This is a genomic window from Roseateles sp. (genome assembly GCF_039929605.1).
Classification (GTDB): Bacteria; Pseudomonadota; Gammaproteobacteria; order Burkholderiales; family Burkholderiaceae_C; genus Pelomonas.
The window spans coordinates 1-22,818 of the sequence record NZ_JBDSQX010000193.1; the positions used below are offsets into that span (position 1 = coordinate 1).

Consider the following 22,818-nt stretch of genomic DNA (forward strand, 5'->3'; position numbering starts at 1 on the left):
CTGCACCTCGCGGATGTGCTCGCCGATGGCGATGAGGCCGCCCGCCTGTTGCTTCAGCCAGGGCGCGGCGGACAGGTGGTCGGCATGCGCGTGGGTCTCCAGGATCCACTGCAGGTTCAAGCCTTCGGCGCGCAGATGGGCCAGCAGCCGGTCGGCCGAACGGGTGGACGTGCGGCCGGCGGCCGCGTCGTAGTCCAGCACCGGGTCGATGACGGCAGCCTGGCGCGTGGCAGGGTCATGCACGACGTAGCTGACTGTGCCGGTGGCGGGGTCGTGGAAACCTTGAATGGCGATGGGCATTGGGCATCCAGCAGGCGGAGATGCCATCATTTCTACATGAACATCGACTGGAATGCTTTCACCCCCTGGCCGGCGCTGGCCGGCGGGCTCTTGATCGGCCTCGCGGCGGCCGTGTTGATTCGCTTTGCCGGCCGCATCGCGGGCATCAGCGGCATCGTCGGTGGGCTGCTGCGGCCCGTGGCTGGGGACCGGGCCTGGCGGCTGGCTTTCCTCGGCGGCTTGCTGGTGGCGCCCTGGGTCTACGCGCTGCTCGCGGGCCCGTTGACGCCGCACATCGATGCCGGCTGGGGCACGCTGCTGGCGGCCGGGCTGCTGGTGGGCATCGGCACACGCTACGGTGCCGGCTGCACCAGTGGCCACGGCGTCTGCGGGCTCTCGCGGCTGTCACTGCGCTCAGCGGTTGCAACGGCGGTGTTCATGGCGGCCGGCTTCGCGACGGTCTTCGTGCTGAGGCACCTGCTGTGAGGCGGGTCGTGATCGCCGCGCTCGCGGGCCTGATCTTCGGGCTGGGGCTGATCGTGTCGGGCATGGTGTTGCCGGCCAAGGTGCTGGGCTTCCTGGACCTGGCCGGTGCCTGGGACCCGTCGCTGGCCCTCGTCATGGCGGGTGCCATCGCGGTGGGCTTGCCGGCGTTCGCGTGGGCGCGGCGTGCCAAGGTGCCGCTGCCCGACTCGACCCGCATCGACCGCCGCCTCGTCGGCGGCAGCCTGCTGTTCGGCATCGGCTGGGGGCTGGCGGGCCTGTGCCCGGGGCCGGCGCTGGTCGTGGCGGGGTTGGGCGACGGCAAGGCGCTGGGTTTCGTTGCGGCGATGCTGGCCGGCATGGGTCTGTTCGAGTGGCTGGAGCGCCGCACGGCGTAGGCCAGAATTCGCGCCATGCTGTTCCTGCTTTCTCCTGCCAAGTCCCTCGATTACGACACGCCCACGCCGCCCGAACTGGCGCCGGCGCTGACCCGCCCGCAATTCCTCGACGACACCGCCGCGTTGATCGACCTGCTGCGCACCAAGACCGTGGCCGACGTGCGCGAGCTGATGGACCTGTCCGAGCCGCTGGCTCAGCTCAACGTCGACCGCTACGCCGCCTGGCGCCCGCGCTTCACCGAGCACAACAGCAAGCCGGCCGTGCTGGCCTTCAACGGCGATGTTTATGACGGGCTGGACGCGAAGACGCTGTCTGCGGACGACATCGCCTGGGCTCAAGGCCATGTGCGCATGCTGTCGGGCCTGTACGGCATCCTGCGCCCGCTGGACCGCATGCAGCCCTACCGCCTGGAGATGGGCACGCGCCTGGCTACGTCGGCCGGCAACAACCTCTACGACTGGTGGGGCGACCGCCTGGCGCTGCACCTCAACAAGCTGGCCAAGGCCGAGAAGGCGCCGGTCATCGTCAACTTGGCCTCGCAGGAATACTTCCGCGCGGCGGACCGCAAGGCGCTCGAGCCCCGCGTGGTCGACTGCCAGTTCGAGGACTGGAAGAACGGCGACTACAAGATCATCAGCTTCTTCGCCAAGCGCGCGCGAGGGCTGATGGCGCGCTTTGCCGTCCAGCAGCGCCTGGAGACGCCCGACGGCCTCAGAGCTTTCAATCTCGGCGGCTATCGTCTGGCCCCCGACGCGTCCGTGCCCGAACGTCTCGTTTTCCGTCGCAAACCATGAGCCAACAAGTCATCACCCCCGAGCTCTGCGAATGGATCGCCGAGCAGACCCGCGCCGGCCACGCCTCCGAGAGCGTGCTGGCGGCCATGCTGGGCAGCGGCTGGGACGAGGGCATCGCCCGCCAGGCGCTGGCGCGCACGCTTGGCCAGTCCGCCACGTTGACGCCGCCCCCCGGCGCCACGCAGGGCCTACCCGAGCCTGACCTGACCCGCTTCACGCCGGTCGTCAACGGCGGTGACCGCCCGGTCAAGATCCTCATGGCGCTGCGCCAGCCGCGCGTCGTCGTCTTCGGCGACCTGCTGAGCGAGGAGGAGTGCGACGGCATCGTCGCCTTGGCCAACAAGCGCCTGGCGCGCTCCGAGACGGTGGCCACCGCCGCCGACGGCAGCGAGGTGAACGCCGCGCGCACCAGCGACGGCATGTTCTTCGAGCGCTGCGAGACCGATCTGATTCGCAAGATCGAATCCCGCATCGCCACGCTGCTGCGCTGGCCGCTGGACCACGGCGAAGGCCTGCAGGTGTTGCGCTACAGCCCCGGCGCCGAGTACCAGCCGCACTACGACTACTTCGACCCCGCCCACGTCAGCACGCCGGGCATCCTCGCGCGCGGCGGCCAGCGGGTCGGCACCTTGGTCATCTACCTGAACACGCCCACGGCCGGTGGCGCCACGATCTTTCCGGACATCGGGCTGGACGTCGCGCCCGTCAAGGGCAACGCCGTCTTCTTCAGCTACGACCGACCGCATCCGGCCACGCAGACCCTGCACGGCGGCGCGCCAGTCATCGAGGGCGAGAAGTGGGTGGCGACCAAGTGGCTGCGCCAGGGCGTGTTCACCTGATTCCAAGCGGTGAATCAGGCGGTGAGGGCAATCAAGGCCACCAGGCTCATCGCCAGGCCGGCCAGCAACACGAAATAGAGGGCGCTGAGCAGCACGCCGCGCCAGAGTGCGCCGGCCCAGCCGAGGCCATAGACGTGCCGCATCGCCGCCAGGCCGTGGCCGAAGACGGCGAACATCATCAGGCCCTCCAACCCGGCGGCCATCGCCAGCAGCAGCGCCAGGAACCACAGGCTGTGGCTGTGCAGCGAGAAGACGAAGTGCTCCGCGTAGCGCCGGCCGCTGCCGGCGAACATCAGCAGCAGCAAGGCCGCGAAGATGGGCTGCATGGCCAGCATGGCGTAGGGTGCGAGCGCCCGGGCGCGTGACTTCCATTGCTCGAAGGTCATGGCCTCGGCCTTGTTGGCGATCTTTGTCACCCAGCGCGTGAAGGGCGTGCAGGTCTCGGGGCGGTCCAGGTCGCAGTCGGCGATCTTGGTGCTGACTTTCACGCTCGTCGAGGCGCTTGCGCCCGTGGCGATGGCGTCGGCCGCTGCGGCGGTTTCGGCCGGCGTCTTGCCAGGCTTGACGCGCAGCCGCACCGGCTTGCCAGGTTCGCCCGGCGTGGTGACCTCCGTGTCGGGTTCGACAGTCTGCGTCGGCCCCTGCGGCAACAGCGCCCAGCCGATGAAGAAAACGAAGCTCGCGCTGAGATACACCCGCAGCGGCAGCACGTAGCGACGCCGCTGGCCGTGAAAGTAGGCATTCGTCAGGTGGCCGGGCAGGGCGATGAGCGCCCACAGCGTGCGCCACAACGGGCCGTCGAAGGCGACGTAATGGCCCAGGTACTCGGTGAACATCTCGCGCACCGACGGCGGATGCAGGTCGGTCTCCTGGCCGCAATGGCCGCAGTAGACCGGGCGCGGCGTGGCCAGCGTGAAGTGGCAGTTGCGGCAGTAGGGCAGGGCGGGGGCGTGCGTGTGGGGATGACGGCTCATGCGGAAAGCAGTTTGTGGATCAGGTCGGGCGTGCTGGTGGCCGAGTATTTCTTGATCAGCCGCGCGCGGTAGACGTCCACCGTGCGGGGGCTCAGCCCCAAGCGGCGGCCGATGAGCTTGCTGGTCAGGCCGTCGATGAGTAGGGCGGCGATCTCGCGCTCGCGTGGCGTCAGCTCGGCCGTCAGGCCACGCCGGGCGGACAAGTCCTCGAAGCTCCAGATGCCGCGCGCATGCGGCTCGCGCGGGTCCAGCGCGCGGCCCATGACGTGGCACCAGAACAGGCTGCCGTCGACGCGCTTCATGACGCGGTCATCACCGTAATAGCCGCGTGAGTCCAGGCTGGCGACGATGCGGGCGCCGGTGCGCTCGAACTCGTCGTGCGACGGGTAGAGCTGCTCGAAGCTGTGCCCGACGAGTTGCTCGCGCCGCGCGCCGAAGATGGCCAGCACCTGCTGGTTGCAGTCGCGCACGATGCGCTGCTCGGACAGGATCAGGCCGATCGGGGCCAAGTCGAAGGCCAGGCGGTAGTCGGGCGTGGCGTACTGGCTGGCGTTCATGGCATGGGACGGATTAGGCGATTCTACGTAACGCCATACGTAGGCCGGCGCGGATACGCTGTGCGCCTTCCCGAGGTTCTGATGGAGACAACGGCATGAACAAGGTGTACCCGAGTGCTGAAGAAGCGCTGCGAGGCGTGGTGAAGGACGGGCAGCTGCTCGCCGTCGGCGGCTTCGGCCTGTGCGGCATCCCGGAGGCGTTGATCGCCGCGCTGCGCGCCAGCGCCGTCAAGGACCTGACCGTCATCTCCAACAACGCCGGCGTCGACGGCTTCGGCCTCGGCCAGCTGCTGCAGACGCGGCAGATCAGCAAGATGATTTCCAGCTACGTCGGTGAGAACAAGGAGTTCGAGCGCCAGTACCTCGCCGGTGAGCTGCAGCTGGAGTTCACGCCCCAGGGCACGCTGGCCGAGAAGCTGCGCGCCGGTGGCGCCGGCATCCCGGCCTTCTTTGTGCGCACCGGCGTCGGCACGCTGATCGCCGAGGGCAAGGAGGCGCGCGAGTTCGACGGCGAGACCTACATCTTGGAGAAGGCGCTGACGCCCGATGTGGCGCTGGTGAAAGCCTACAAGGCCGACCGCAGCGGCAACCTCGTCTTCCGCCGCACGGCGCGCAACTTCAACCCAGCGGCGGCCATGGCCGGCAAGCTGACGGTGGTGGAGGTGGAGCACCTTGTCGAGGTGGGCGAGATCGACCCGGACAGCGTCCACCTGCCGGGCATCTACGTGCACCGCATCGTCGTGAACGCCAATCCGGAAAAGCGGATTGAAAAGAAAACTTTGACGTTGAAGACGGAGGCCTGACATGCCCTGGACCCAAGACCAGATGGCTGCCCGCGCGGCCCAGGAGCTGGAAGACGGCTTCTACGTGAACCTCGGCATCGGCATCCCGACGCTGGTGGCCAACCATGTGCCCGCCGACAAGGAGGTGTGGCTGCAGAGCGAGAACGGCATGCTCGGCATCGGCCCCTTCCCGACCGAGGACGAGGTCGACGCCGACCTCATCAACGCCGGCAAACAGACGGTGACGACGCTGCCCGGCAGCAGCATCTTCGGCAGCCACGACAGCTTCGCGATGATTCGCGGCGGCAAGATCAACCTGAGCATCCTCGGCGCCATGCAGGTCAGTTCGGGCGGCGACCTGGCCAACTGGATGATCCCCGGCAAGATGGTCAAGGGCATGGGTGGGGCCATGGACCTGGTGGCCGGCGTCAAGCGCGTCATCGTGCTGATGGAGCATGTGGCGAAGAAGAAGGACGGCACGGAGGACCTCAAGATCATTCCGAAGTGCACGCTGCCGCTGACCGGTGTGGGCGTGGTGGACCGCGTCATCACGGACCTGGGCGTCTTCGACGTCGTGCCGGAAGGCCTCAAGCTCGTCGAGCTGGCAGAGGGCGTGACACGGGAGTTCGCGCAGAGCAAGACAGGCGTGCCGCTGCTTTGAGGCGTTACTCCCTGCCGCAGTAACGTTTCAATCCGTAAGCTGGGGGCGGTTTGTCACGGGGGGTTTGACCGGCCTCGGGGGTAGGCGCGCACGCAGGGCGAGGCGCGGCCATGATGCGCGGACGCGCAACTGGCGATGCCGGTGAGCGCGGGTCATTTCGACTGGATGGTGGAGCGCGGCTACGCGGTAGACGCCAACCGCTACAGCTTCGCCGGCCTGGACAACTCGCTGTGGCGCAAGCTCATGTCGGCCCCCGACACGCTGCGCCAGCGCGTCGTGCTAGCGCTGTCGGAGATCTTCGTCATCTCCATGAACGGCCTGCCCGTGCAGTGGCGCGGCCTGATGGGCGCGGCTTATTTGGACCTGCTGGAGCAGCACGCCTTCGGCAACTACCGCGCGCTGCTGGAGGCGGTGACGCTGTCGCCCGGCATGGGCGTCTACCTCAACATGCGCGGCAACCAAAAGGAAGACACCAAGACAGGCCGCGTGCCCGACGAGAACTACGCCCGCGAGGTGATGCAACTGCTCACCATCGGCCTCGTGCAGCTCAATGCCGATGGCTCGCCCAAGCTCGGCAGCGACGGCAAGCCCGCCGACACCTACACGCTGACGAACATCACCGACCTGGCCCGCGTCTTCGCCGGCTGGGACTACGACGGCGCCAGCGCCACCGACCCGGCCTATGTGAAGAAACCGATGGTCAACAACCCGGCCCGCTTCGCCACCGGCGCCAAGAAGGTGCTGGGCGTGGACATCCCCGCCACCGCCGACGGCCCAGCGGCCATGAAGACGGCGCTGGACACGCTGGCCAACCACGCCAATGTCGGCCCCTTCCTCGGCCGGCAATTGATCCAGCGGCTCGTGGCCTCTCACCCCAGCCCGGCCTACGTGGCCCGCGTGGCGGCCGTCTGGGCCAACAACGGCGCCGGTGTGCGCGGCGACCTGAAGGCCGTCGTGCGCGCCGCGCTGCTGGACCCCGAGGCGCGCACGGTGTCCACCGCGCCTTCAGCGGGCAAGCTGCGCGAGCCGGTGCTGCGGCTGGTGCAGTGGGCGCGCAGCTTCAACGCCGCATCGCCCACCGGCGTGTGGAATATCGGCGATACCAGCAACCCGGCCACGCGCCTGGGCCAGAGCCCGCTGCGCAGCGGCTCCGTCTTCAATTTCTTCCGCCCCGGCTACGTGCCGCCAGGCGCCACGCTCGGCACTAACGCTGTCACGGCGCCGGAGTTCCAGCTTTGCAACGAGAGCGCGGTCGCCGGCTATCTGAACTTTCTGCAGACGGCCATCGCCAGCGGCGTGGGTGAGGTCAAGGCCAGCTACGCGGCCGAGCTGGCCCCGGTGGCCGACCCGCCCGCGCTGGTGGCCAACCTCGCGCTGCGCCTTGGCGGCGGCGGCATCTCGGCGGCGACCGAGTCGGCCATCGCCACGGCCATCGCCACCATCGCTGCCACGACCGACGCCGGCAAGCTCAACCGCGTCTACGCGGCCATCCTGATGCTGATGGCCGGCCCTGAATATCTCGTCCAAAAATGAAGCTCAACCAACTCCCCGAACTACAGCGCCGCGAGTTCCTGCGCCGCGCCTCCGCTGTCGGCATCGCCGGCACGGCGGCGCCCTGGGCCTTGTCGCTGGCCGGCATCGGTGAGGCCGCTGCGGCCACTGTGCCGGGCGACTACAAGGCCCTCGTCTGCCTCTTCATGTACGGCGGCAACGACTACGGCAACACGCTGGTGCCGTTTGATGCCGCCAGCCACGCCGCCTACGCCAACATCCGCCAGGCGCTCACCATCCCGCGCGACACGTTGGCCGCCACCGCGCTGCCGGTGGGTGAGGGCGGCCGCCAGATGGCGCTGGCTCCCCAGCTCGGCAAGCTCAAGGGCTTGTGGGATGCCGGCAAGCTGGCCGTGCAGCTCAACGTGGGCACGCTGGTGCAGCCCACCACGCTGGCCCAGTACAAGGCCAAGAGCGTGCCGCTGCCGCCCAAGCTGTTCTCGCACAACGACCAGCAGTCCGTCTGGCAGGCCAGTTCGCCCGAAGGCGCCACCTCCGGCTGGGGTGGGCGGCTGGGCGACCTCTTCATGGGCGGCAATGGCACCAGCACCTTCACCTGCATCAACGTGTCGGGCAACGCCGTCTACATGGCCGGCAAGCAGGCGGTGCAGTACCAGGTGTCCACGTCGGGCGCGGTGCCCATCAACGGCATCACCAAGTCGCTGTACGGCTCGGCAGCCTGTTCCACGGCGCTGCGTTCGCTCATCACGGCCGACCGCACGCACTGGATGGAGGCCGAGCTGAACCGCGTCGTCAAGCGCTCGGTGGACGCGCAGACGACGCTCAGCACGGCGTTGGCCGGCATACCAGCCTTGGGCACCGTGTTCGATACGACCAGCCTCTCCACGCAGTTGCAGATGGTGGCCAAGCTCATCGCTGCGCGGCAGAGCCTGGGCGCGACGCGGCAGGTCTACTTCGTCTCCATCGGCGGCTTCGACCTGCATGACCTGCTCGCCACCCAGCACCCGCTGCTGATGGCGCAGATCAACGACGCGATGGCCAGCTTCTACGCCGCCACCGTGGAGCTGGGCGTGGCGGACAAGGTGACCACCTTCACCGCCAGTGACTTCGGCCGCACGCTGACCAGCAACGGCGACGGCAGCGACCACGGCTGGGGCAGCCACCACTTCGTCATGGGCGGCGCGGTCAAGGGTGGGCGCTATTACGGCTCGCTGCCGTCGGTCAGCGTCAATGGGCCCGACGACGTGGGCCAGGGCCGGCTGCTACCCACCACGTCGGTGGACCAGCTCGCGGCGACGCTGGCGACCTGGATGGGCGTGTCGGCCACCGATTTGCCGATGGTGCTGCCGCAGATTGGCAACTACTCGCAGAAGGATCTCGGCTACTTCTGAAGCCGTCGATAGGCGCCCCGTCAAGGGCGAACGCCTGTCACGACCTCACGCCTTGATGAGCAAGGCCGTTCAGCAGGACCGGATCGGCGAATGGGTGACCCCGATTCCTTCGGATCCCTTTGTGACCCCGATCCTGGTGAGCCCGAATCCATTCTTGCTTGAGGCGGCGGCGGTCACGCGCGGCGGGATACGAGGGGCCGCCGCGCTCAGTACGGCGAGGGGCCGCCCACGAGGCCTGGGCGGTCCTTCACCTTCAGTCTCTGCGCATGGGTCCTGTCGTAGAGGCTGCAGGCCTGGAGGTCGACATCGAGGTCTGCGGCCCGCCAGAGGGTGCCGAGGGCGATCTCGTAGTTGAGGCCGGCGTCATGCGCCGCTCTGGCTTCACGCTGGCATTCGGCGGTGGTGGTGGCTTCCGGCAGGTTGGGGAACACATCGCCCAGATGCTTTCGGAAGTGATTCCAGCAGCCGAAGTTGGCGATTGGGTCCTCCAGCTTGCAGTCGTAGCTCCTGTTTGGCTTATGGGCCTGGGCCCATTCGATGCCCTGTCGGATGCGGGCATTCAGGTTGGACTGGACACCGTCGCGGCAGCCTCGCTGCCACTCGTCGACCTGGCTGGCGTTGCACGAATGGGTGACGATCTCGCCGCTGAGCAGAGCGGCCTTGCGACCCTCGATGAACTGCGCCGATCTTGGATGGGGTTGTGGCTTAAGGCGCGTGTCGACGCGGGCGAGGTCTGAGTGGCTGAGCGGCCAGGCGAAGCTGAGCGCGGCGATTTCCTCAGGTGAGGCGTTGCGCACCATGCGGATGAAAGCTTCCTGGCGCAGCGGCTCTTCCAGCGGTTGGCCGGTGGCGCTGTCCACACGCCAACTGACACGGCGCGCTTCGTCACGATCGATGGCGTGGAAGGCATAGCGGTCCATTGCGTCGCGCGCCACGAGACGCTCGGGCGGCTCCTCGAACACGGGGAAGGCTATGGGGTCCAGCGCGTGGCAGCAGCCCTTGGGTGCCATGGACAGGGACTCGAGTTCGGCGCGAGTCGGCAGCCGCCAGGGCTGGCCGAAAGAGGAAAAATGCTTCTCTTCGGCGAGGGCCAGTTTAACGTTGACCCAGGCGGCGTCTCCTCTGCAGAGCGGTCCGGCGGCGTCGCTTTCCAGACTCGTGCCAAGCGGGCATCGGTGCCAGACGAGCCGGGTGATGCGGTCATACACGAAGCCCGTCGGGGAGTCGACCTCCACATACCTCGCGGTGAAGCGGTTGACCTTGGTCAGCAGGCCGTAGGCCGCCAGCATGACGCCTGCCAGTGTGAAGGCGATGAACAACAGCCTGGCCGGGCGGGGGGGTGTGGATGTCATGGACAGCTCGAGTTTAGGGTGCGGGCTCTGCAGTCGACGCGGGCATGGCAGCCAGGAACTGCTCCCTAGCGGCTGAGGGTCACCATCGGCCGAAGGCCTCTAATGTGAATCCCTAACTTGAATGTCAGGCGGACTGGCCCGGTAGGCTGGATTAACTTCGCGCAGCCCCAACGCGCGCACGCCGCAGCCCGACGCCATCTTGCTTGCCACCAGTTTTGACCTGGTGGGCCGATTTACTCCATTCGAGCGAGCCATGCGCTGCCTAAGATGGCGCGCATGCACCTGACCCCTTTCCTGATTGGCATGCTCGCTGTCGCCGGGGCTGCGGCCCAGCCGGTCGAGCAGCCGGAAGCAGCCACCGCCCGTACTGCCAAGCCGGTCGACCTGACGGCACCGGCCCAGCGCGTCGCCGTCACAGCCGCCAACCCGTTGGCCGCGCGCGCAGGCCTGGAGATCCTGCGTGCGGGCGGCTCCGCGGTCGACGCCACCGTCGCCGTGCAGGCCGTGCTGGGCCTCGTCGAGCCGCAGTCCAGCGGCATTGCCGGCGGCGCCTTCCTGCTCCACTGGGACGGGCGCCAGGTGCAGAGCTTCGACGGCCGCGAGACCGCGCCGACAGCGGCCACGCCGGAGATGTTCCTCAAGCCTGACGGCAAGCCCATGCCCATGCGCGACGCCGTGCTCAGCGGCCTGGCCACCGGCGTGCCCGGCGTGCTGGCCATGCTGGCCGAGGCGCATCGCCAGCACGGGCAGCTGCCTTGGTCGCGTCTGTTCGAGCCGGCCATCGCGCTGGCCGAGCAGGGCTTTGCCATCAGCCCGCGGCTGTTCGAGTTGGCGTCCGGCGAAGCCGCGCTGCGCGTCGACCCGCAGGCCAAGCCGTATTTCTTCGACGCCGCTGGCAACGTCAAGCCGGTGGGCACCGTGCTGAAGAACCCGGCCTACGCGGCGGTGCTGCGCGGCATCGCGAAGCGGGGCACGGCGGGCTTTTACGAAGGCCCCGTGGCCGAGGACATCGTGCGCCGCGTGAAGGGCCACGTGCGGCCGGGCTTGCTCACCGCAGCCGACCTCGCCGGCTACAAGTCCGTGCAGCGCGCGCCGCTGTGCAATGACTGGCGCAGTTATCGCATCTGCGGCTTCGGCCCGCCGACCTCCGGCGACCTGACCTTGATGCAGATCCTCGGCCTGCTCGACACCCAGCCCAAGGCTGTGGCGGCGCGGGGCATCTCGGCCGACTGGATGCACGCCTATGCCGAGTCCGCCAAGCTCGCCTTTGCCGACCGCGCGCAGTTCATCGCCGACCCGGCATTCGTCGGCGCGCCGGGCGGCGACTGGCAGAACCTGCTCGCGCCGGACTATCTGAAGGAACGCGGCGCGCTGATCGGCGAACGGGCAATGGCGCCCGCCACCGCCGGCTCGCCCGGCGGCACCCGGCTCGCGCTGGCGCCCCAGGCCGAGCAGCTCGAAGCCGGCACCAGCCAGATCAGCGTCGTCGACGCCAAGGGGCAGGCGGTGTCGATGACGACCAGCGTCGAGTCCGCCTTCGGCAGCCGCGTCATGAGCGACGGCGGCACGGGCCTGGCTGGCGGCTTCATGCTGAACAACCAGCTGACCGACTTCTCGCTGAACCCCGCAGGCGCCGACGGCAGGCCCGTGGCCAACCGTGTGCAAGCCGGCAAACGCCCGCGCTCCAGCATGGCACCCACGATGGTGTTTGACCGCGCCGGTGCCCTCGTCATGGTGGCCGGCTCGCCGGGCGGGCCGGTCATCATTCATTACGTCGCCAAGGTGATCACGGGCGCGCTGGCCTGGGGCCTGCCGGTGCAGCAGGCGGTGGACCTGCCCAACTTCGGCCACTTCAACGGCGGCTCGCTGATCGTCGAGCGCGGGGCGCTGACGACGGCGCAGCTTGCTGACCTTCGCGGCCGTGGCCATGCCATCGCCGAGACCGACCTGACGAGTGGCCTGCAGGTATTGATGCGAGTGCAGGGCGGCTGGGTGGGTGGCGCCGACCCTCGCCGTGAAGGCGTGGTGCTCGGTAAGTAAGCCCACGGCCGTCTGTCGCGTTGACGGCGCTTTGTCCGATATGTCCGAGGCGTTTGTGCCGCCTAGGCTGTTTTACTTATGCAGCCAAGGGCTTGGTCATGGACGAGTTGCAGGGGCGCCTTTCACGCCGCGAGGTGCTGATTGCCAGCGCAGGCACGGCCGCGATGACTGCCGCAGAGGCGGCTGACCCGGAGCCTGCGATGCCAGCCAACCACGGGCTGTCGCCCAACATGGGCCGTGTGACGCTGGAGATCAACGGCAAGCCGCAGACGGTTGACGTCGACACGCGCACGACGCTGCTGGACCTGCTGCGCGAACAGCTCAAGCTGACTGGCACCAAGAAGGGCTGCGACCACGGCCAGTGCGGCGCCTGCACGGTGCTGCTGGACGGCCGGCGCATCAACAGCTGCCTGATGCTGGCCGTCATGGCGCCCGGCGCCAAGGTGACGACGATCGAGGGCCTGGGCACGCCGGCCCGCCTGCATCCGATGCAGGCTGCCTTCGTGGCCAAGGACGGCTACCAGTGCGGCTACTGCACGCCGGGGCAGATCTGCTCGGCCGTGGGCATGCTGGACGAGCTCAAGCGCGGCATGCCCAGCCATGTGACGCCCGACCTGGCAGTCAAACCGCTGCTGTCTGCCGAGGAACTGCGCGAACGCATGAGCGGCAACCTCTGCCGCTGCGGCGCCTACTCCAACATCGCCGAGGCGATCACGGATGTGGCCGGAGGTGCGGCATGAAAGCCTTCACCTTCGAGCGCGCCCGCACGCCGGCCGAGGCCGCCGCGGCCGTGGCGCAACGGCCCGATGCCCGCTTCATCGCCGGCGGTACCAATCTGCTGGACCTGATGAAGCTGCAGATCGAGACACCCACGCATCTGGTGGATGTGAACGCGCTGGGCCTGGATCGCATCGAAGAGACGCGCGATGGCGGCCTGCGCATCGGCGCCTTGGTGCGCAACAGCGACCTGGCCGCCGACGCGGCCGTGAAGCGCGACTACCCGGTGCTGTCCCGCGCGCTGCTGGCCGGAGCCTCCGGCCAGCTCCGCAACCGCGCGACGACGGCCGGCAACCTGCTGCAGCGCACCCGCTGCCCCTACTTCTACGACACCGCCCAGCCCTGCAACAAGCGCCAGCCGGGCAGCGGCTGCAGTGCGATTGGCGGCGTGACGCGCTCGCTCGCCGTCATCGGCGCGAGCCCGGCCTGCATCGCCACGCACCCGAGCGACATGGCCGTCGCGATGCGCGTGCTGGACGCGCAGGTCGAGACCGTCAAGCCCGACGGCCAGACGCGCCGCATCCCGATTGCCGATTTCCACAAGCTGCCTGGTGATACGCCGCACATCGAGCACGCGCTGGGGCATGGCGAGCTGATTACGTCGGTGCTGTTGCCGGCGCCGGTGGCGGGCTTGCACGTCTACCGCAAGGTACGCGACCGCGCGTCCTATGCCTTCGCGCTGGTGTCCGTCGCCGCCATCCTGCCGCCCGACGGCAAGGGCCGCATCGCCTTTGGCGGCGTGGCGCCCAGGCCGTGGCGCGTCGAGGCCGCCGAGGCCTCGCTGGCCAACGGCGCCCAGGCCTTCGCCGCCCAGGCCTTTGCCGGCGCCAGGACGACGGACGACAACGCCTTCAAGCTGCCGCTGGCCGAGCGAACCCTCGCCGGCATCCTCCAAGCCGCGAGGGCATGACCATGCGTTTCGACAAGCCAGCCACCACCAACGCCATCGACCAGGGCCGCATCGTCGGCCGCCCCACGCCGCGCATCGACGGGCCGCTGAAGACCACCGGCACGGCGCCCTATGCCTATGAATATCACGACGTCACGGCCGACCCGGCCATTGGCTTCGTCGTCGGTGCCAGCATCGCCAAGGGGCGCGTGAAGACCATGGACGTGACGGCCGCCCGCAAGGCGCCGGGGGTGCTGGCCATCGTCACGGCGAAGAACGCCGGCAAGCTCGGCAAGAGCAGCAAGAACACCGCCAAGCTGCTGGGCGGCCCGGAGGTGGAGCACTACCACCAGGCGCTCGCCGTCGTCGTCGCCACGACCTTCGAGCATGCGCGCGCTGCGGCAGCGCTGATCGACATCCGCTACGAAGCGGCCGCGTCGGGCCGCTTCGATCTGGCCGCCGCCAAGCCGCACGCGCCCCTGGCCAAGGGTGATGGCATGGGCGGCAAGGCGCAGACCAAGGTCGGCAACTTCGAAGGCGCTTTCGCCAAGGCGGCCGTACAGCTCGATGCGACCTACACCACGCCCGACCAGGGCCACGCGATGATGGAGCCGCACGCGACGCTGGCTGCATGGGAAGGCAAGAAGCTGACGGTGTGGACGGCCAACCAGATGATCGGTTGGGCCGTCGAGGACTTGGCCAAGACGCTGGGCATCGCCAAGACCGACGTGCATGTGAAGTCGCCCTACATCGGTGGCGGCTTCGGCGGCAAGCTCTTCCTGCGCGCGGACGTGCTGCTGGCCGCCTTGGGTGCCCGCGCCGTGAACCGGCCCGTCAAGATCGCGCTGACACGGCCGCTGATCTTCAACAACACGACGCACCGCCCGGCCACCATCCAGCGCATCCGCATCGGCGCCGAGAAGGACGGCCGCATCAACGCGATTGCACACGAGAGCTGGTCCGGCGACCTGCCCGGTGGCGGCCCCGAAACGGCGGTCGCGCAGACGCGGCTGCTCTATGCCGGCGCGCACCGGCTGACGGCCATGCGCCTGGCCGTGCTGGACCTGCCCGAGGGCAACGCGATGCGCGCGCCCGGCGAGGCGTCGGGCCTGATGGCGCTGGAGATCGCTGTGGACGAAATGGCCGAGAAGCTGGGGCTGGACCCGATCGCCTTCCGCCTGCTCAACGACACCCAGGTCGACCCCGAGAAGCCGCAGCGCCCGTTCTCGCAGCGCCGCCTGACCGAGTGCTTCAAGCAAGGCGCCGAGCGCTTCGGCTGGAGCAAGCGTTCGCCCAAGCCGGCGCAGGTGCGTGACGGCCACTGGCTCGTCGGGCTGGGCACGGCGGCGGCCTTCCGCAACAACATTCAGATGAAGTCCAAGGCGCGCGTGCGGCTGGACGGCGAGGGCCGCGTTGTCGTCGAGACCGACATGACCGACATCGGCACCGGCAGCTACACCATCCTGGCGCAGACGGCGGCCGAGACCATGGGCGTGGCGCTGGACCGCGTGCTCGTGCGCCTGGGCGACTCCGAGTTCCCGGTGTCCTGTGGCTCGGGCGGCCAGTGGGGCGCCAACAACTCCTGCGCCGGTGTCTATGCCGCCTGTATGAAGCTGCGCGGCATGGTGGCTGCCAAGGCCGGCCTGGGCGAGGATGCGAGCTTTATGGATGGCGAGGTGCGCGGGGGCGGCAAGTCCGTGCCGCTGGAGTCCTTCAGCGGCTTGGTCGCCGAGGACGGCATCGAGTACGGCGACCTCGACAAGCGCTACCAACAATCCACCTTCGGCGCGCATTTCGTCGAGGCGGCGGTGGACGCCTTCACCGGCGAGATCCGCGTGCGGCGCATGCTGGCCGTCTGCGCGGCGGGCCGCATCATCAACCCGACGTCCGCACGCAGCCAGGTCATTGGTGCGATGACGATGGGCGTCGGCGCGGCGCTGATGGAGGACTTGCACGTCGACAAGCGCCGCGGCTTCTTCGTCAACCACGATCTCGCCGGTTATGAGGTGCCGGTGCATGCGGACATTCCGCATCAGGATGTGGTGTTCCTGGATGAGGTCGATCCGATGTCTTCGCCGATGAAGGCGAAGGGGGTCGGGGAGCTGGGGATTTGCGGCGTGGGGGCCGCGGTGGCCAATGCGGTCTACAACGCGACGGGGGTGCGGGTGAGGGACTATCCGATCACGTTGGACAAGTTGTTAGGGGGCTTGCCGGCGGTGGTTTGAGCGGAGGACTGCCAAGCGACAGAGTCAGGCGCTGCGACGGTTGCGCCGCCGTGCCAGGAACAGGGCCATCAACGACGCACCCGCGGCCAGCATGCCTGCGGTGCCGGGCTCCGGCACTGGGGAAAGCTGTGTCGTGAAGACGCCGCCTGTGCCGTCCGTAAAGGTGGCGTGGAAGGCGAAGAGCCCGGATGCGTCGAGGTTGCCGAGATCGAGCACATGGGTCGCGTCCAGCGTCAAGCCAGTCGCCCCGATGGTGCGGAAGTCGCCAGGCATGACCTGGATCTGATCCCCATCGCCCAGCAAGCGGGACAGCGCACCGTCCTTCCAGACGAAGTAGGCCTGGTCGTTGTTGGCATTGATGCCCGCGCCCATCAGCGTGGCGGCGAAGACAATGTCGCCCGCGTTGTCCTGCAGCGGGATGCTGTCGATCGACCGGAATTGGAGGCCGGCGCCCGGAGCCGTGCCGTTGCGGATTGCCACTGCCTGGACATTGTTGACACCGGGAGCTTTCGCAAAGATGCCGTCGCCCGCGACCGCACCGACGACATTGAGCACCTGGCCGGTGAAGGTGATCTGCGCTGATGCGTTGCGCAACACATTGCCGGCGACACTGACCGTCGTGTTGGCCGGCGTGCCGGGCACCACGTAGCCTTTGCCGTTCATCAGGAACTGAAAACTGCCGGGCTGGGCCAGATAAAGCTCGTCTCGGGTTGCGGTGCTGGTGTTGGCGGTTGACGCCACGCGGATGAGGGCCTTGCCTCCCGAATCGATGCCGTAGGCAGTGGCGCTGCCGACCTTGAAACCCGCCGCGCCTGGCGTGGTGTCGCCGCCCGAGATCAGCCGCTGGTAGCTCCCATCGGCCTGGCCGTAGTACAGCGGTGACTCATTGGGCAGAAACGTCGTGCCTTGCTGGATCGAGCCCGCAAAGATGAATTGGCCGTTGGCGTTGATCGACGTGCCCACCACGCTATTGAAGACATAGCCTTGCCCTGCGGCGTAACCGGGGGCGGCCACACCGAAACCTGTGACGAACTTGGAGGTGGCACCGTTGCTGATGAACAAGCCGCTGCCGCCCTGGGCGTAGCTGGCGTAGTAGGCGATGTTCTGGCCGCCGCGGGCCTGGATTTTGATGTCGTTGAACGTCTTCCCCGGGACGCCGGGGGCGGCGTTTCCGCCCAGAGCAACCACCGTGTATCCCGCCGGCGTGCCCTGGAGGATGCCGCCCGACGAAGAGGCGCCGCCGCCGAAGGTGTTGAAGACGCCCGACTTCACGACGGTGATGCCCGCCACGTCGGGCCGTGTGAGAGGGGGGTTATTCGACGCCGCGTCGAATCCTCCGCTCCACACCTGGTTGCTGCTCAGGCCCGGCACCGGCGTGACCCCGCTGCGCAGGAACAGATGCGGGGCGCCCGACAGACCGACAAAGGTTGCGGTGTCGGAGTAGTACTGAACGTCAGGCCCAGCCAACCGCCCCGTGAATGTGATCTGGCCGTCGTTGCCGACGCGCGGATTGCTGAAGGTGGCGCCGGCGCCATTGGTGTCGGTCGACGAGTACTTGAGCCCCGCAAGATCAGGTGCGTTCCATCCCGTCAATGCCACCGTCTTAAGCGCCGGTGCGGCCGACACTGTGCTTACAAGTGCCAGAGAGGTCGCAACTGCAAGGGCGAGCGTAGAGAGCTGAGTTTTCATCGGGATGTGTCCTGGGGAAAGGGCTGCACCGACCTGCTATGAGGTGACGATTCAGGGCGGTTGGCCGGCAGTGTGCGGGTGCGGGCCCGGCGTTCCCAGTCCCGGGTCGGGGGGCTCGGGGATGAGCCTTTTCGGCAGCGGTTCCTGCGTTGCCCCCCGCCCCCGCAACGAGCCGTCGCGTCGCTCGTGCGACGCTGGTTTCGGCCTTCCTGGTGAGCTCGGCGTGCAGCCGGCGTTAAGCGGGCAGGTGTTGCGAGGGATGGTGCTGGTGATAGGGACAGCAGCGAGAGCGAAGCGGGTCGCGTGTGGGCGTCATGCCGTCGGACGTTTTCGCGCGCCGCTCCCGGCAGCGTCGCGACGGCGTGCGGTTCAGGGCCTCTTCTTTGGTGACTTTCTTCTGGCCCCGCAGAAGAAAGTTACCCGCCCGCCGGGGCGGACTCCCGGCAATGCACCGGGTGGACACGCGCGCGGCAAAAGCACCTCATGCAACTCAGCGCTTCGTTAGCACGACCAGCCCCAAAGCCGCCAGCCCGGCGAACAACAGCCCGCTCCAGACCTCGTAAGGCAGGCCGAGCAGCCGTTCCTTGGCGGCGTCGGCGCAGTTGGCGGTGATCATGAAGACCGAAGGCCACAGCTCTTCCAGGCCCAGGGTCGAGACGATCTTGTCCGCCAACCCCATCGCGCAACTCGCCGTCTGCGAGGCGACCTCGTGCTGGAAGACCGCCGCCGTCAGCCCCGCCGCGCACAGCAGCAGCACCGCAACCAGCGCCCCTTGCCGCAGCGACCGCTTGGCCTGCACCAGCCAGCCCAGCAGCGCGAACACGCCGATCAACAGGAAGATGCCCCGCTGCAGCACGCACCATGGGCACGGCTTCACGCCGAACTGATGCTGGGCGATCAAGGCGACGCCCACCGCCGCAAAGCTCGCCAGGCCCATGACCGCCAACGCGCGGGCCGGGAACTTCGAAGGTTTGATGAAGAACATCAATCGGCGATCTCGGCGATCAGCTCGATCTCCACGCAGGCGCCCATCGGGATCTGCGCCACGCCGAAGGCGCTGCGCGCATGCTTGCCCGCATCGCCCAGCACCGTGGCCAGCAGTTCGGAGCAGCCGTTGGTGACTAGGTGCTGCTCGGTGAAGTCCGCCGTGCTGTTTACCAGGCTCATGACCTTGACGATGCGCACGATCCTGCCGAGGTCGCCGGTGGCGGCCTGCAGCGTGCCGAGCAGGTCGATGGCGACGGCGCGTGCGGCCTGCTGGCCGGTGGCGGTGTCGGTGTCGCGGCCGAGCTGGCCGACCCAGGGCTTGCCCTCTTTCTTGGCGATGTGGCCGGACAAAAAGACCAGGTTGCCGGTGCGCACGAAGGGCAGGTAGGCAGCGGCCGGAGTGGCGACGGGCGGCAAGGTGATGCCGAGTTCGACCAGCTTGGCCTGGATGGCAGAGGAGCTCATAGGGGGAAGCGCTGTGGCGTAGGGCAAAAACGGCGGCATGCTACCCCCGACTTCAATCCAGCGGCCCGGGGGAGGGACATTGGCGCAGCGGCGGTGGGGCCCACGGGAACTCTTGGCGACAGCATTGGCCTGGCTGGCCGGACTGGCGTTGCTGCATCGCTGCGAGCGCTTGCCGAGTGGCGCGGAGTACGTCGCGCTGGCCATCGTCTTCGGCGTGTCCTTCGCGCTGCGTCGCCGGCACTGGCTGGCACTGGCGGGCTGCGCCGCCGTGCTGGCCTTCAGCCAGGCCGCGCTGCGCGCCGAGTGGCGGCTGACGCCCGAGCTGCATCCCGCCTGGGAGGGTCGCGACCTGGCGCTGACGGGCCGCGTCGACTCGCTGCCCATCGCCGTCACCGGCCAGGGCGGCGTGCCCGGCTGGCGCTTCGAGTTTGCGGTCGAGGCCGTCGGCCCGACCGGCGCGGCGCTGCCGCCCGAGGTGCCACGGAGGTTGATGCTGCTCAGCTACGACGGGCCGCCCATCACAGCGGGCGAGCGCTGGCGCTTCACCGCGCGGCTCAAGCGCGCGCACGGCCTGGCCAACCCGGGCGGCTTCGACGCCGAGCTGTGGCTCTTCGAGCAGGGCTTGCGCGCCAGCGGCGTGGTGCGCGGGGCCGAGCGGCTGCAGGCCGCGCCGTGGTGGGAGATCGACGCTGCCCGCCAGCGCCTGCGCGCGTCCATCCAGCAGCACGTGGCCGACCCCGGCATGGCCGGCGTGCTGGCCGCCTTGAGCCTGGGCGACCAGAACGCGATCGTCCACGCCGACTGGGCGCTGCTGCGGGACACCGGCGTCGCGCATGCCTTCAGCATCAGTGGCCTGCACATCACGATGTTCGCGTGGCTGGCCACCAGCTTCGCGGGCGCGTTGTGGCGGCGCAGCGGCCGGCTCTGCCTGCGCCTGCCCGCGCCCACCGCCGCGCGTTGGGCCGGCGTGCTGGCCGCTTTCGGCTATGCGCTGTTCTCGGGTTGGGGCGTGCCGGCGCAGCGCACCGTGGTGATGCTGGCGGCTGTTGCCGCGCTGCAAGCCTTGAGCCTGCGCTGGCCCTGGCCGCTGGTGCTACTGGCTGCGTCCGTCGTCGTCACGGCGGTAGACCCGTGGGCGGTGATGCAGCCCGGCTTCTGGCTGTCCTTCGGCGCTGTGGGCCTGTTGATGGCGGCGGGCGGCGAGCAGGCCGAGGGCTGGCGCGCTCGGCTGAAGGCGGCGTTGCGCACGCAGGCCATCGCGACGGTCGGCCTCGCGCCGCTGAGCCTGATCTGCTTCGCGCAGCTGTCCGTCGTCGGCCTGCTGGCCAATCTGATCGCGATTCCGGTGATCGGCTTTCTCATCACGCCGCTGGCGCTGCTGGGCGGTGTGGCAGCGCCGCTGTGGGCGCTGGCGGCCTGGCTGACGCAGGCGCTGATGGCCTGGCTCAAGTTGCTGACCGTATTGCCGTGGGCGGTGTTCTGGCTGCCAGCCGCACCGCTGTGGTCGCAGCTGCTGGCGCTGCTGGGCGCGGCCTTGATCGTCATGCGCCTGCCGTGGCGGCTGCGGCTGGCGGGCCTGGCGATGACGTTGCCGCTGCTGTGGCCGGCCGTGCCGCGGCCACCGGCCGGCGAGTTCGAGCTGCTGGCGCCCGACATCGGCCAGGGCAATGCCGTGCTGGTTCGCACCGAGGGCCATGCGTTGCTGTTCGACACCGGCCCCGTCTACGCGCCCGGCGCCGATGCCGGTGAGCGCGTGCTGCTGCCGCTGCTACGTTCGCTGGGTGTGAGGCGGTTGGATATGCTGATGCTCAGCCACCGGGACATCGACCACGTCGGCGGTGCGGCGACGCTGCTCAAGGCGCTGCCGGTGAGCGAACTGCGCAGTTCACTGGAGCCGGGCCATGCGCTGCTGCGCGCCGGGGCGCCGCAGGTGCGCTGCGAAGCGGAGCAAGGCTGGACCTGGGACGGCGTTCGCTTCGACGTGTTGCATCCGCTGGCGTCGCACTACGAGGTGGGGCTCAAGCCCAACCAGCTGTCCTGCGTGCTGCGCATCACGTCCGCCTCGGGCCGGCGCGCGTTGCTGGCGGGAGACCTGGAGGCCGAGCAGGAGAGGGCGCTCGTTCGGCGTGAGCCCGACCTGCGCGCCGACGTGCTGCTGGTGCCCCACCATGGCAGCAAGACTTCATCCAGCGCCGAGCTGCTGGCGGCCGTGCGGCCGACAGTCGGCATCGTGCAGGCCGGCTACCGCAGCCGCTTCGGCCACCCCGCGCCGCCGGTACTGGCGCGCTACCAAGCGGCAGGCATCGCGGTGGTGGCCAGCCCGTCCTGCGGCGCTTGGCGCTGGCAGAGCGACGAGGCGACGGCGTTGGCGGTCTGCGAACGCACCCGCTTGCGCCGCTACTGGCATGACCGCGAGCGCGCCGGCGTCTATCAAGAGTCGCCCGGCCCCCTGCCTGAAGGACCCGCCGTGCCCGAGCCGGACGCCATCGCTATGTTCTGATCCACCCGGCCGCTGTTGCCGCACCTGGAGAACGCAATGAATCCGTCAACCCACTCTTTCTTCCCCGTGGCTCGCCGAGCGTTGTTGCTTGCACTGCTGTGCAGCGGCCTGGCCAGCCCCGCCTGGGCCGGTGGCGGCAAAGCCGGCAGCGGCGCGAAAGCGACGGTCTCCACCAAGGACTACGACCTCTATCGCAGCGGCAGCGCCGCCGACGGACTGCCGCCGCAGCCGGCCGCCAACCAGCTCGTCCTGATGGGGGGCGGCACCGACGTCGACGATGCCTTCCTGGCCATGATCGCCAAGGCGCGCGGCGGCACGGCGGCCAAGGTCGACATCGTCATCCTGCGCACGTCGGGTGCCGACGGTTACAACGCCTATCTGATGGCCATGGACGGCGTGGACTCGGTCGAGTCCATCGTCCTCAAGACACGCGCCGGCGCGAGCGCGCCCGACGTGCTGGACCTCGTCGCCCGTGCCGACGTGATCTTCCTCGCCGGTGGTGACCAGTCCACCTACATCGCCCAGTGGGCCGGCACGCCCCTGGAGGCCGCCATGAAGGCCGCCGTGGCGCGCCACGTGCCGTTCGGCGGCACCAGCGCCGGGCTGGCTGTGCTGGGGCAGTTCGACTACTCGGGCGCCAACCAGTCGATTTCGTCAGCCACCGCGTTGGCCAATCCCTATGACCGCAGCGTCACGCTGGACCGCAGCTTCCTGAACTCATTGCCGCTGATGGCCGGCGTCATCACCGACGCCCATCTCGTCACGCGCGACCGCATGGGCCGGCTCGTGACCTTCCTGGCGCGGCTCTCCGCCGACGGCTGGGCCGGCTGGCAGACGCTGCGCGGCATCGGCGTGGACGAGCAGACGGCCGTCGTGCTCGACGGCGACATCGCCACCGTGATGGGCAATCCCGACGGCCTCGGCGGCCGCACCGGCCGCGCCTACTTCCTGCGCCCCACCATTGCTCCGACGACGGTCCAGGCGAAGAAGCCGCTCACCTTCCGCAGCCTGCAGGTCGAAAAGCGCGTGGCTGGCGGGCAGTACAACCTCGCCACCTGGCCCACCGTGTCGCCCTATTTCATCTCGGTCGAGTCGGGCGTCGTGATGCCCGATCCTTACTAAGGCAACGCTGAACAAGTCCCTCGCGCGCAGCGCATCCCTGCTTTGGGCGCCCTGCTGCGTTGCAAGCCTTGCAGGCCGCGCCAAGCCAGGGGCTTGGCCCT

General features: G+C 68.9%; 21 protein-coding genes. 14 read left to right on the forward strand and 7 right to left on the reverse strand.

Annotated elements, in window-relative coordinates; all coding sequences use genetic code 11:
* A partial coding sequence (locus ABIS05_RS26040) for an MBL fold metallo-hydrolase (RefSeq protein WP_348012518.1) occupies positions 1–300 on the reverse strand: 300 nt, incomplete at its 3' end.
* Positions 301–336: 36 nt separating this feature from the next.
* Here ABIS05_RS26040 and ABIS05_RS26045 point away from each other — a divergent pair.
* Genes ABIS05_RS26045 through ABIS05_RS26060 form a run of 4 tightly spaced genes read left to right on the forward strand, consistent with a single transcriptional unit; the run spans position 337 to position 2,794 of the window.
* The gene (locus ABIS05_RS26045; protein WP_348012519.1) at positions 337–765 is read left to right on the forward strand and encodes a YeeE/YedE family protein; all 429 of its coding nucleotides are present in this window, start codon (positions 337–339) and stop codon (positions 763–765) included.
* Positions 766–773: 8 nt separating this feature from the next.
* Positions 774–1,160, forward strand: coding sequence for a DUF6691 family protein (locus tag ABIS05_RS26050; RefSeq protein ID WP_348012520.1), 387 nt, complete (start codon positions 774–776; stop codon positions 1,158–1,160).
* 15 nt (positions 1,161–1,175) lie between these two features.
* Entirely contained in the window at positions 1,176–1,955 is a 780-nt protein-coding gene (gene yaaA, locus ABIS05_RS26055; RefSeq protein WP_348012521.1) for a peroxide stress protein YaaA, read from the forward strand.
* Positions 1,952–2,794 (forward strand): 2OG-Fe(II) oxygenase, encoded by an 843-nt coding sequence (locus ABIS05_RS26060; protein WP_348012522.1) that lies wholly within the window; start codon positions 1,952–1,954, stop codon positions 2,792–2,794. Before yaaA ends, ABIS05_RS26060 begins: the two co-directional genes overlap by 4 nt.
* Positions 2,795–2,808: 14 nt before the next feature.
* Here the strand turns inward: ABIS05_RS26060 and ABIS05_RS26065 are convergent, their stop codons facing one another.
* On the reverse strand, positions 2,809–3,768 hold the full coding sequence (locus ABIS05_RS26065; RefSeq protein WP_348012523.1) for a DUF3667 domain-containing protein: 960 nt from the start codon (positions 3,766–3,768) through the stop codon (positions 2,809–2,811).
* Positions 3,765–4,325, reverse strand: a complete 561-nt coding sequence (locus ABIS05_RS26070) for a LuxR C-terminal-related transcriptional regulator (RefSeq protein ID WP_348012524.1) — start codon at positions 4,323–4,325, stop codon at positions 3,765–3,767. The genes ABIS05_RS26065 and ABIS05_RS26070 overlap by 4 nt, the downstream gene beginning before the upstream one ends.
* Positions 4,326–4,420: 95 nt before the next feature.
* Between ABIS05_RS26070 and ABIS05_RS26075 the strand changes: the two genes are divergently transcribed.
* The 4 genes from ABIS05_RS26075 to ABIS05_RS26090 all read left to right on the forward strand — a co-directional run bounded on the left by ABIS05_RS26075 (position 4,421) and on the right by ABIS05_RS26090 (position 8,671).
* Positions 4,421–5,128, forward strand: a complete 708-nt coding sequence (locus tag ABIS05_RS26075; protein ID WP_348012525.1) for a CoA transferase subunit A — start codon at positions 4,421–4,423, stop codon at positions 5,126–5,128.
* Position 5,129: 1 nt separating this feature from the next.
* Positions 5,130–5,768, forward strand: a complete 639-nt coding sequence (locus tag ABIS05_RS26080) for a CoA transferase subunit B (protein WP_348012526.1) — start codon at positions 5,130–5,132, stop codon at positions 5,766–5,768.
* A gap of 141 nt (positions 5,769–5,909) precedes the next feature.
* On the forward strand, positions 5,910–7,301 hold the full coding sequence (locus tag ABIS05_RS26085) for a DUF1800 family protein (RefSeq protein WP_348012527.1): 1,392 nt from the start codon (positions 5,910–5,912) through the stop codon (positions 7,299–7,301).
* Positions 7,298–8,671: a DUF1501 domain-containing protein gene (locus tag ABIS05_RS26090; RefSeq protein ID WP_348012528.1), complete on the forward strand. Its 1,374-nt coding sequence runs from the start codon at positions 7,298–7,300 to the stop codon at positions 8,669–8,671. The genes ABIS05_RS26085 and ABIS05_RS26090 overlap by 4 nt, the downstream gene beginning before the upstream one ends.
* Positions 8,672–8,877: 206 nt before the next feature.
* Here the strand turns inward: ABIS05_RS26090 and ABIS05_RS26095 are convergent, their stop codons facing one another.
* A complete protein-coding gene (locus tag ABIS05_RS26095) occupies positions 8,878–9,990 on the reverse strand; it encodes a DUF1566 domain-containing protein (protein WP_348012529.1) in 1,113 nt (370 codons plus the stop codon).
* Between the two features lie 309 nt (positions 9,991–10,299).
* Between ABIS05_RS26095 and ABIS05_RS26100 the strand changes: the two genes are divergently transcribed.
* The 4 genes from ABIS05_RS26100 (at position 10,300) to paoC (ending at position 15,954) form a co-directional block, all read left to right on the forward strand.
* Entirely contained in the window at positions 10,300–12,063 is a 1,764-nt protein-coding gene (locus ABIS05_RS26100; RefSeq protein ID WP_348012530.1) for a gamma-glutamyltransferase family protein, read from the forward strand.
* Between the two features lie 98 nt (positions 12,064–12,161).
* Entirely contained in the window at positions 12,162–12,803 is a 642-nt protein-coding gene (gene paoA, locus ABIS05_RS26105; protein WP_348012531.1) for an aldehyde dehydrogenase iron-sulfur subunit PaoA, read from the forward strand.
* Positions 12,800–13,750 carry a xanthine dehydrogenase family protein subunit M gene (locus ABIS05_RS26110; RefSeq protein WP_348012532.1) on the forward strand — a complete coding sequence of 317 codons (951 nt, stop codon included), beginning with the start codon at positions 12,800–12,802 and terminating at the stop codon, positions 13,748–13,750. The genes paoA and ABIS05_RS26110 overlap by 4 nt, the downstream gene beginning before the upstream one ends.
* A 2-nt stretch (positions 13,751–13,752) precedes the next feature.
* The gene (gene paoC / locus ABIS05_RS26115) at positions 13,753–15,954 is read left to right on the forward strand and encodes an aldehyde oxidoreductase molybdenum-binding subunit PaoC (RefSeq protein ID WP_348012533.1); all 2,202 of its coding nucleotides are present in this window, start codon (positions 13,753–13,755) and stop codon (positions 15,952–15,954) included.
* Positions 15,955–15,978: 24 nt separating this feature from the next.
* Here the strand turns inward: paoC and ABIS05_RS26120 are convergent, their stop codons facing one another.
* The 3 genes from ABIS05_RS26120 to ABIS05_RS26130 form a co-directional block, all read right to left on the reverse strand.
* Entirely contained in the window at positions 15,979–17,643 is a 1,665-nt protein-coding gene (locus ABIS05_RS26120; RefSeq protein WP_348012534.1) for a PEP-CTERM sorting domain-containing protein, read from the reverse strand.
* Between the two features lie 490 nt (positions 17,644–18,133).
* On the reverse strand, positions 18,134–18,628 hold the full coding sequence (locus ABIS05_RS26125) for a disulfide bond formation protein B (RefSeq protein ID WP_348012535.1): 495 nt from the start codon (positions 18,626–18,628) through the stop codon (positions 18,134–18,136).
* A complete protein-coding gene (locus tag ABIS05_RS26130; RefSeq protein WP_348012536.1) occupies positions 18,628–19,095 on the reverse strand; it encodes a RidA family protein in 468 nt (155 codons plus the stop codon). The genes ABIS05_RS26125 and ABIS05_RS26130 overlap by 1 nt, the downstream gene beginning before the upstream one ends.
* Before the next feature lie 112 nt (positions 19,096–19,207).
* Here ABIS05_RS26130 and ABIS05_RS26135 point away from each other — a divergent pair, with 112 nt between their 5' ends.
* Together ABIS05_RS26135 and ABIS05_RS26140 are read left to right on the forward strand one after the other, a co-directional pair.
* Entirely contained in the window at positions 19,208–21,595 is a 2,388-nt protein-coding gene (locus ABIS05_RS26135; RefSeq protein WP_348012537.1) for a DNA internalization-related competence protein ComEC/Rec2, read from the forward strand.
* A gap of 36 nt (positions 21,596–21,631) precedes the next feature.
* Positions 21,632–22,717 (forward strand): cyanophycinase, encoded by a 1,086-nt coding sequence (locus tag ABIS05_RS26140; protein ID WP_348012538.1) that lies wholly within the window; start codon positions 21,632–21,634, stop codon positions 22,715–22,717.
* Positions 22,718–22,818 lie beyond the last annotated feature (101 nt).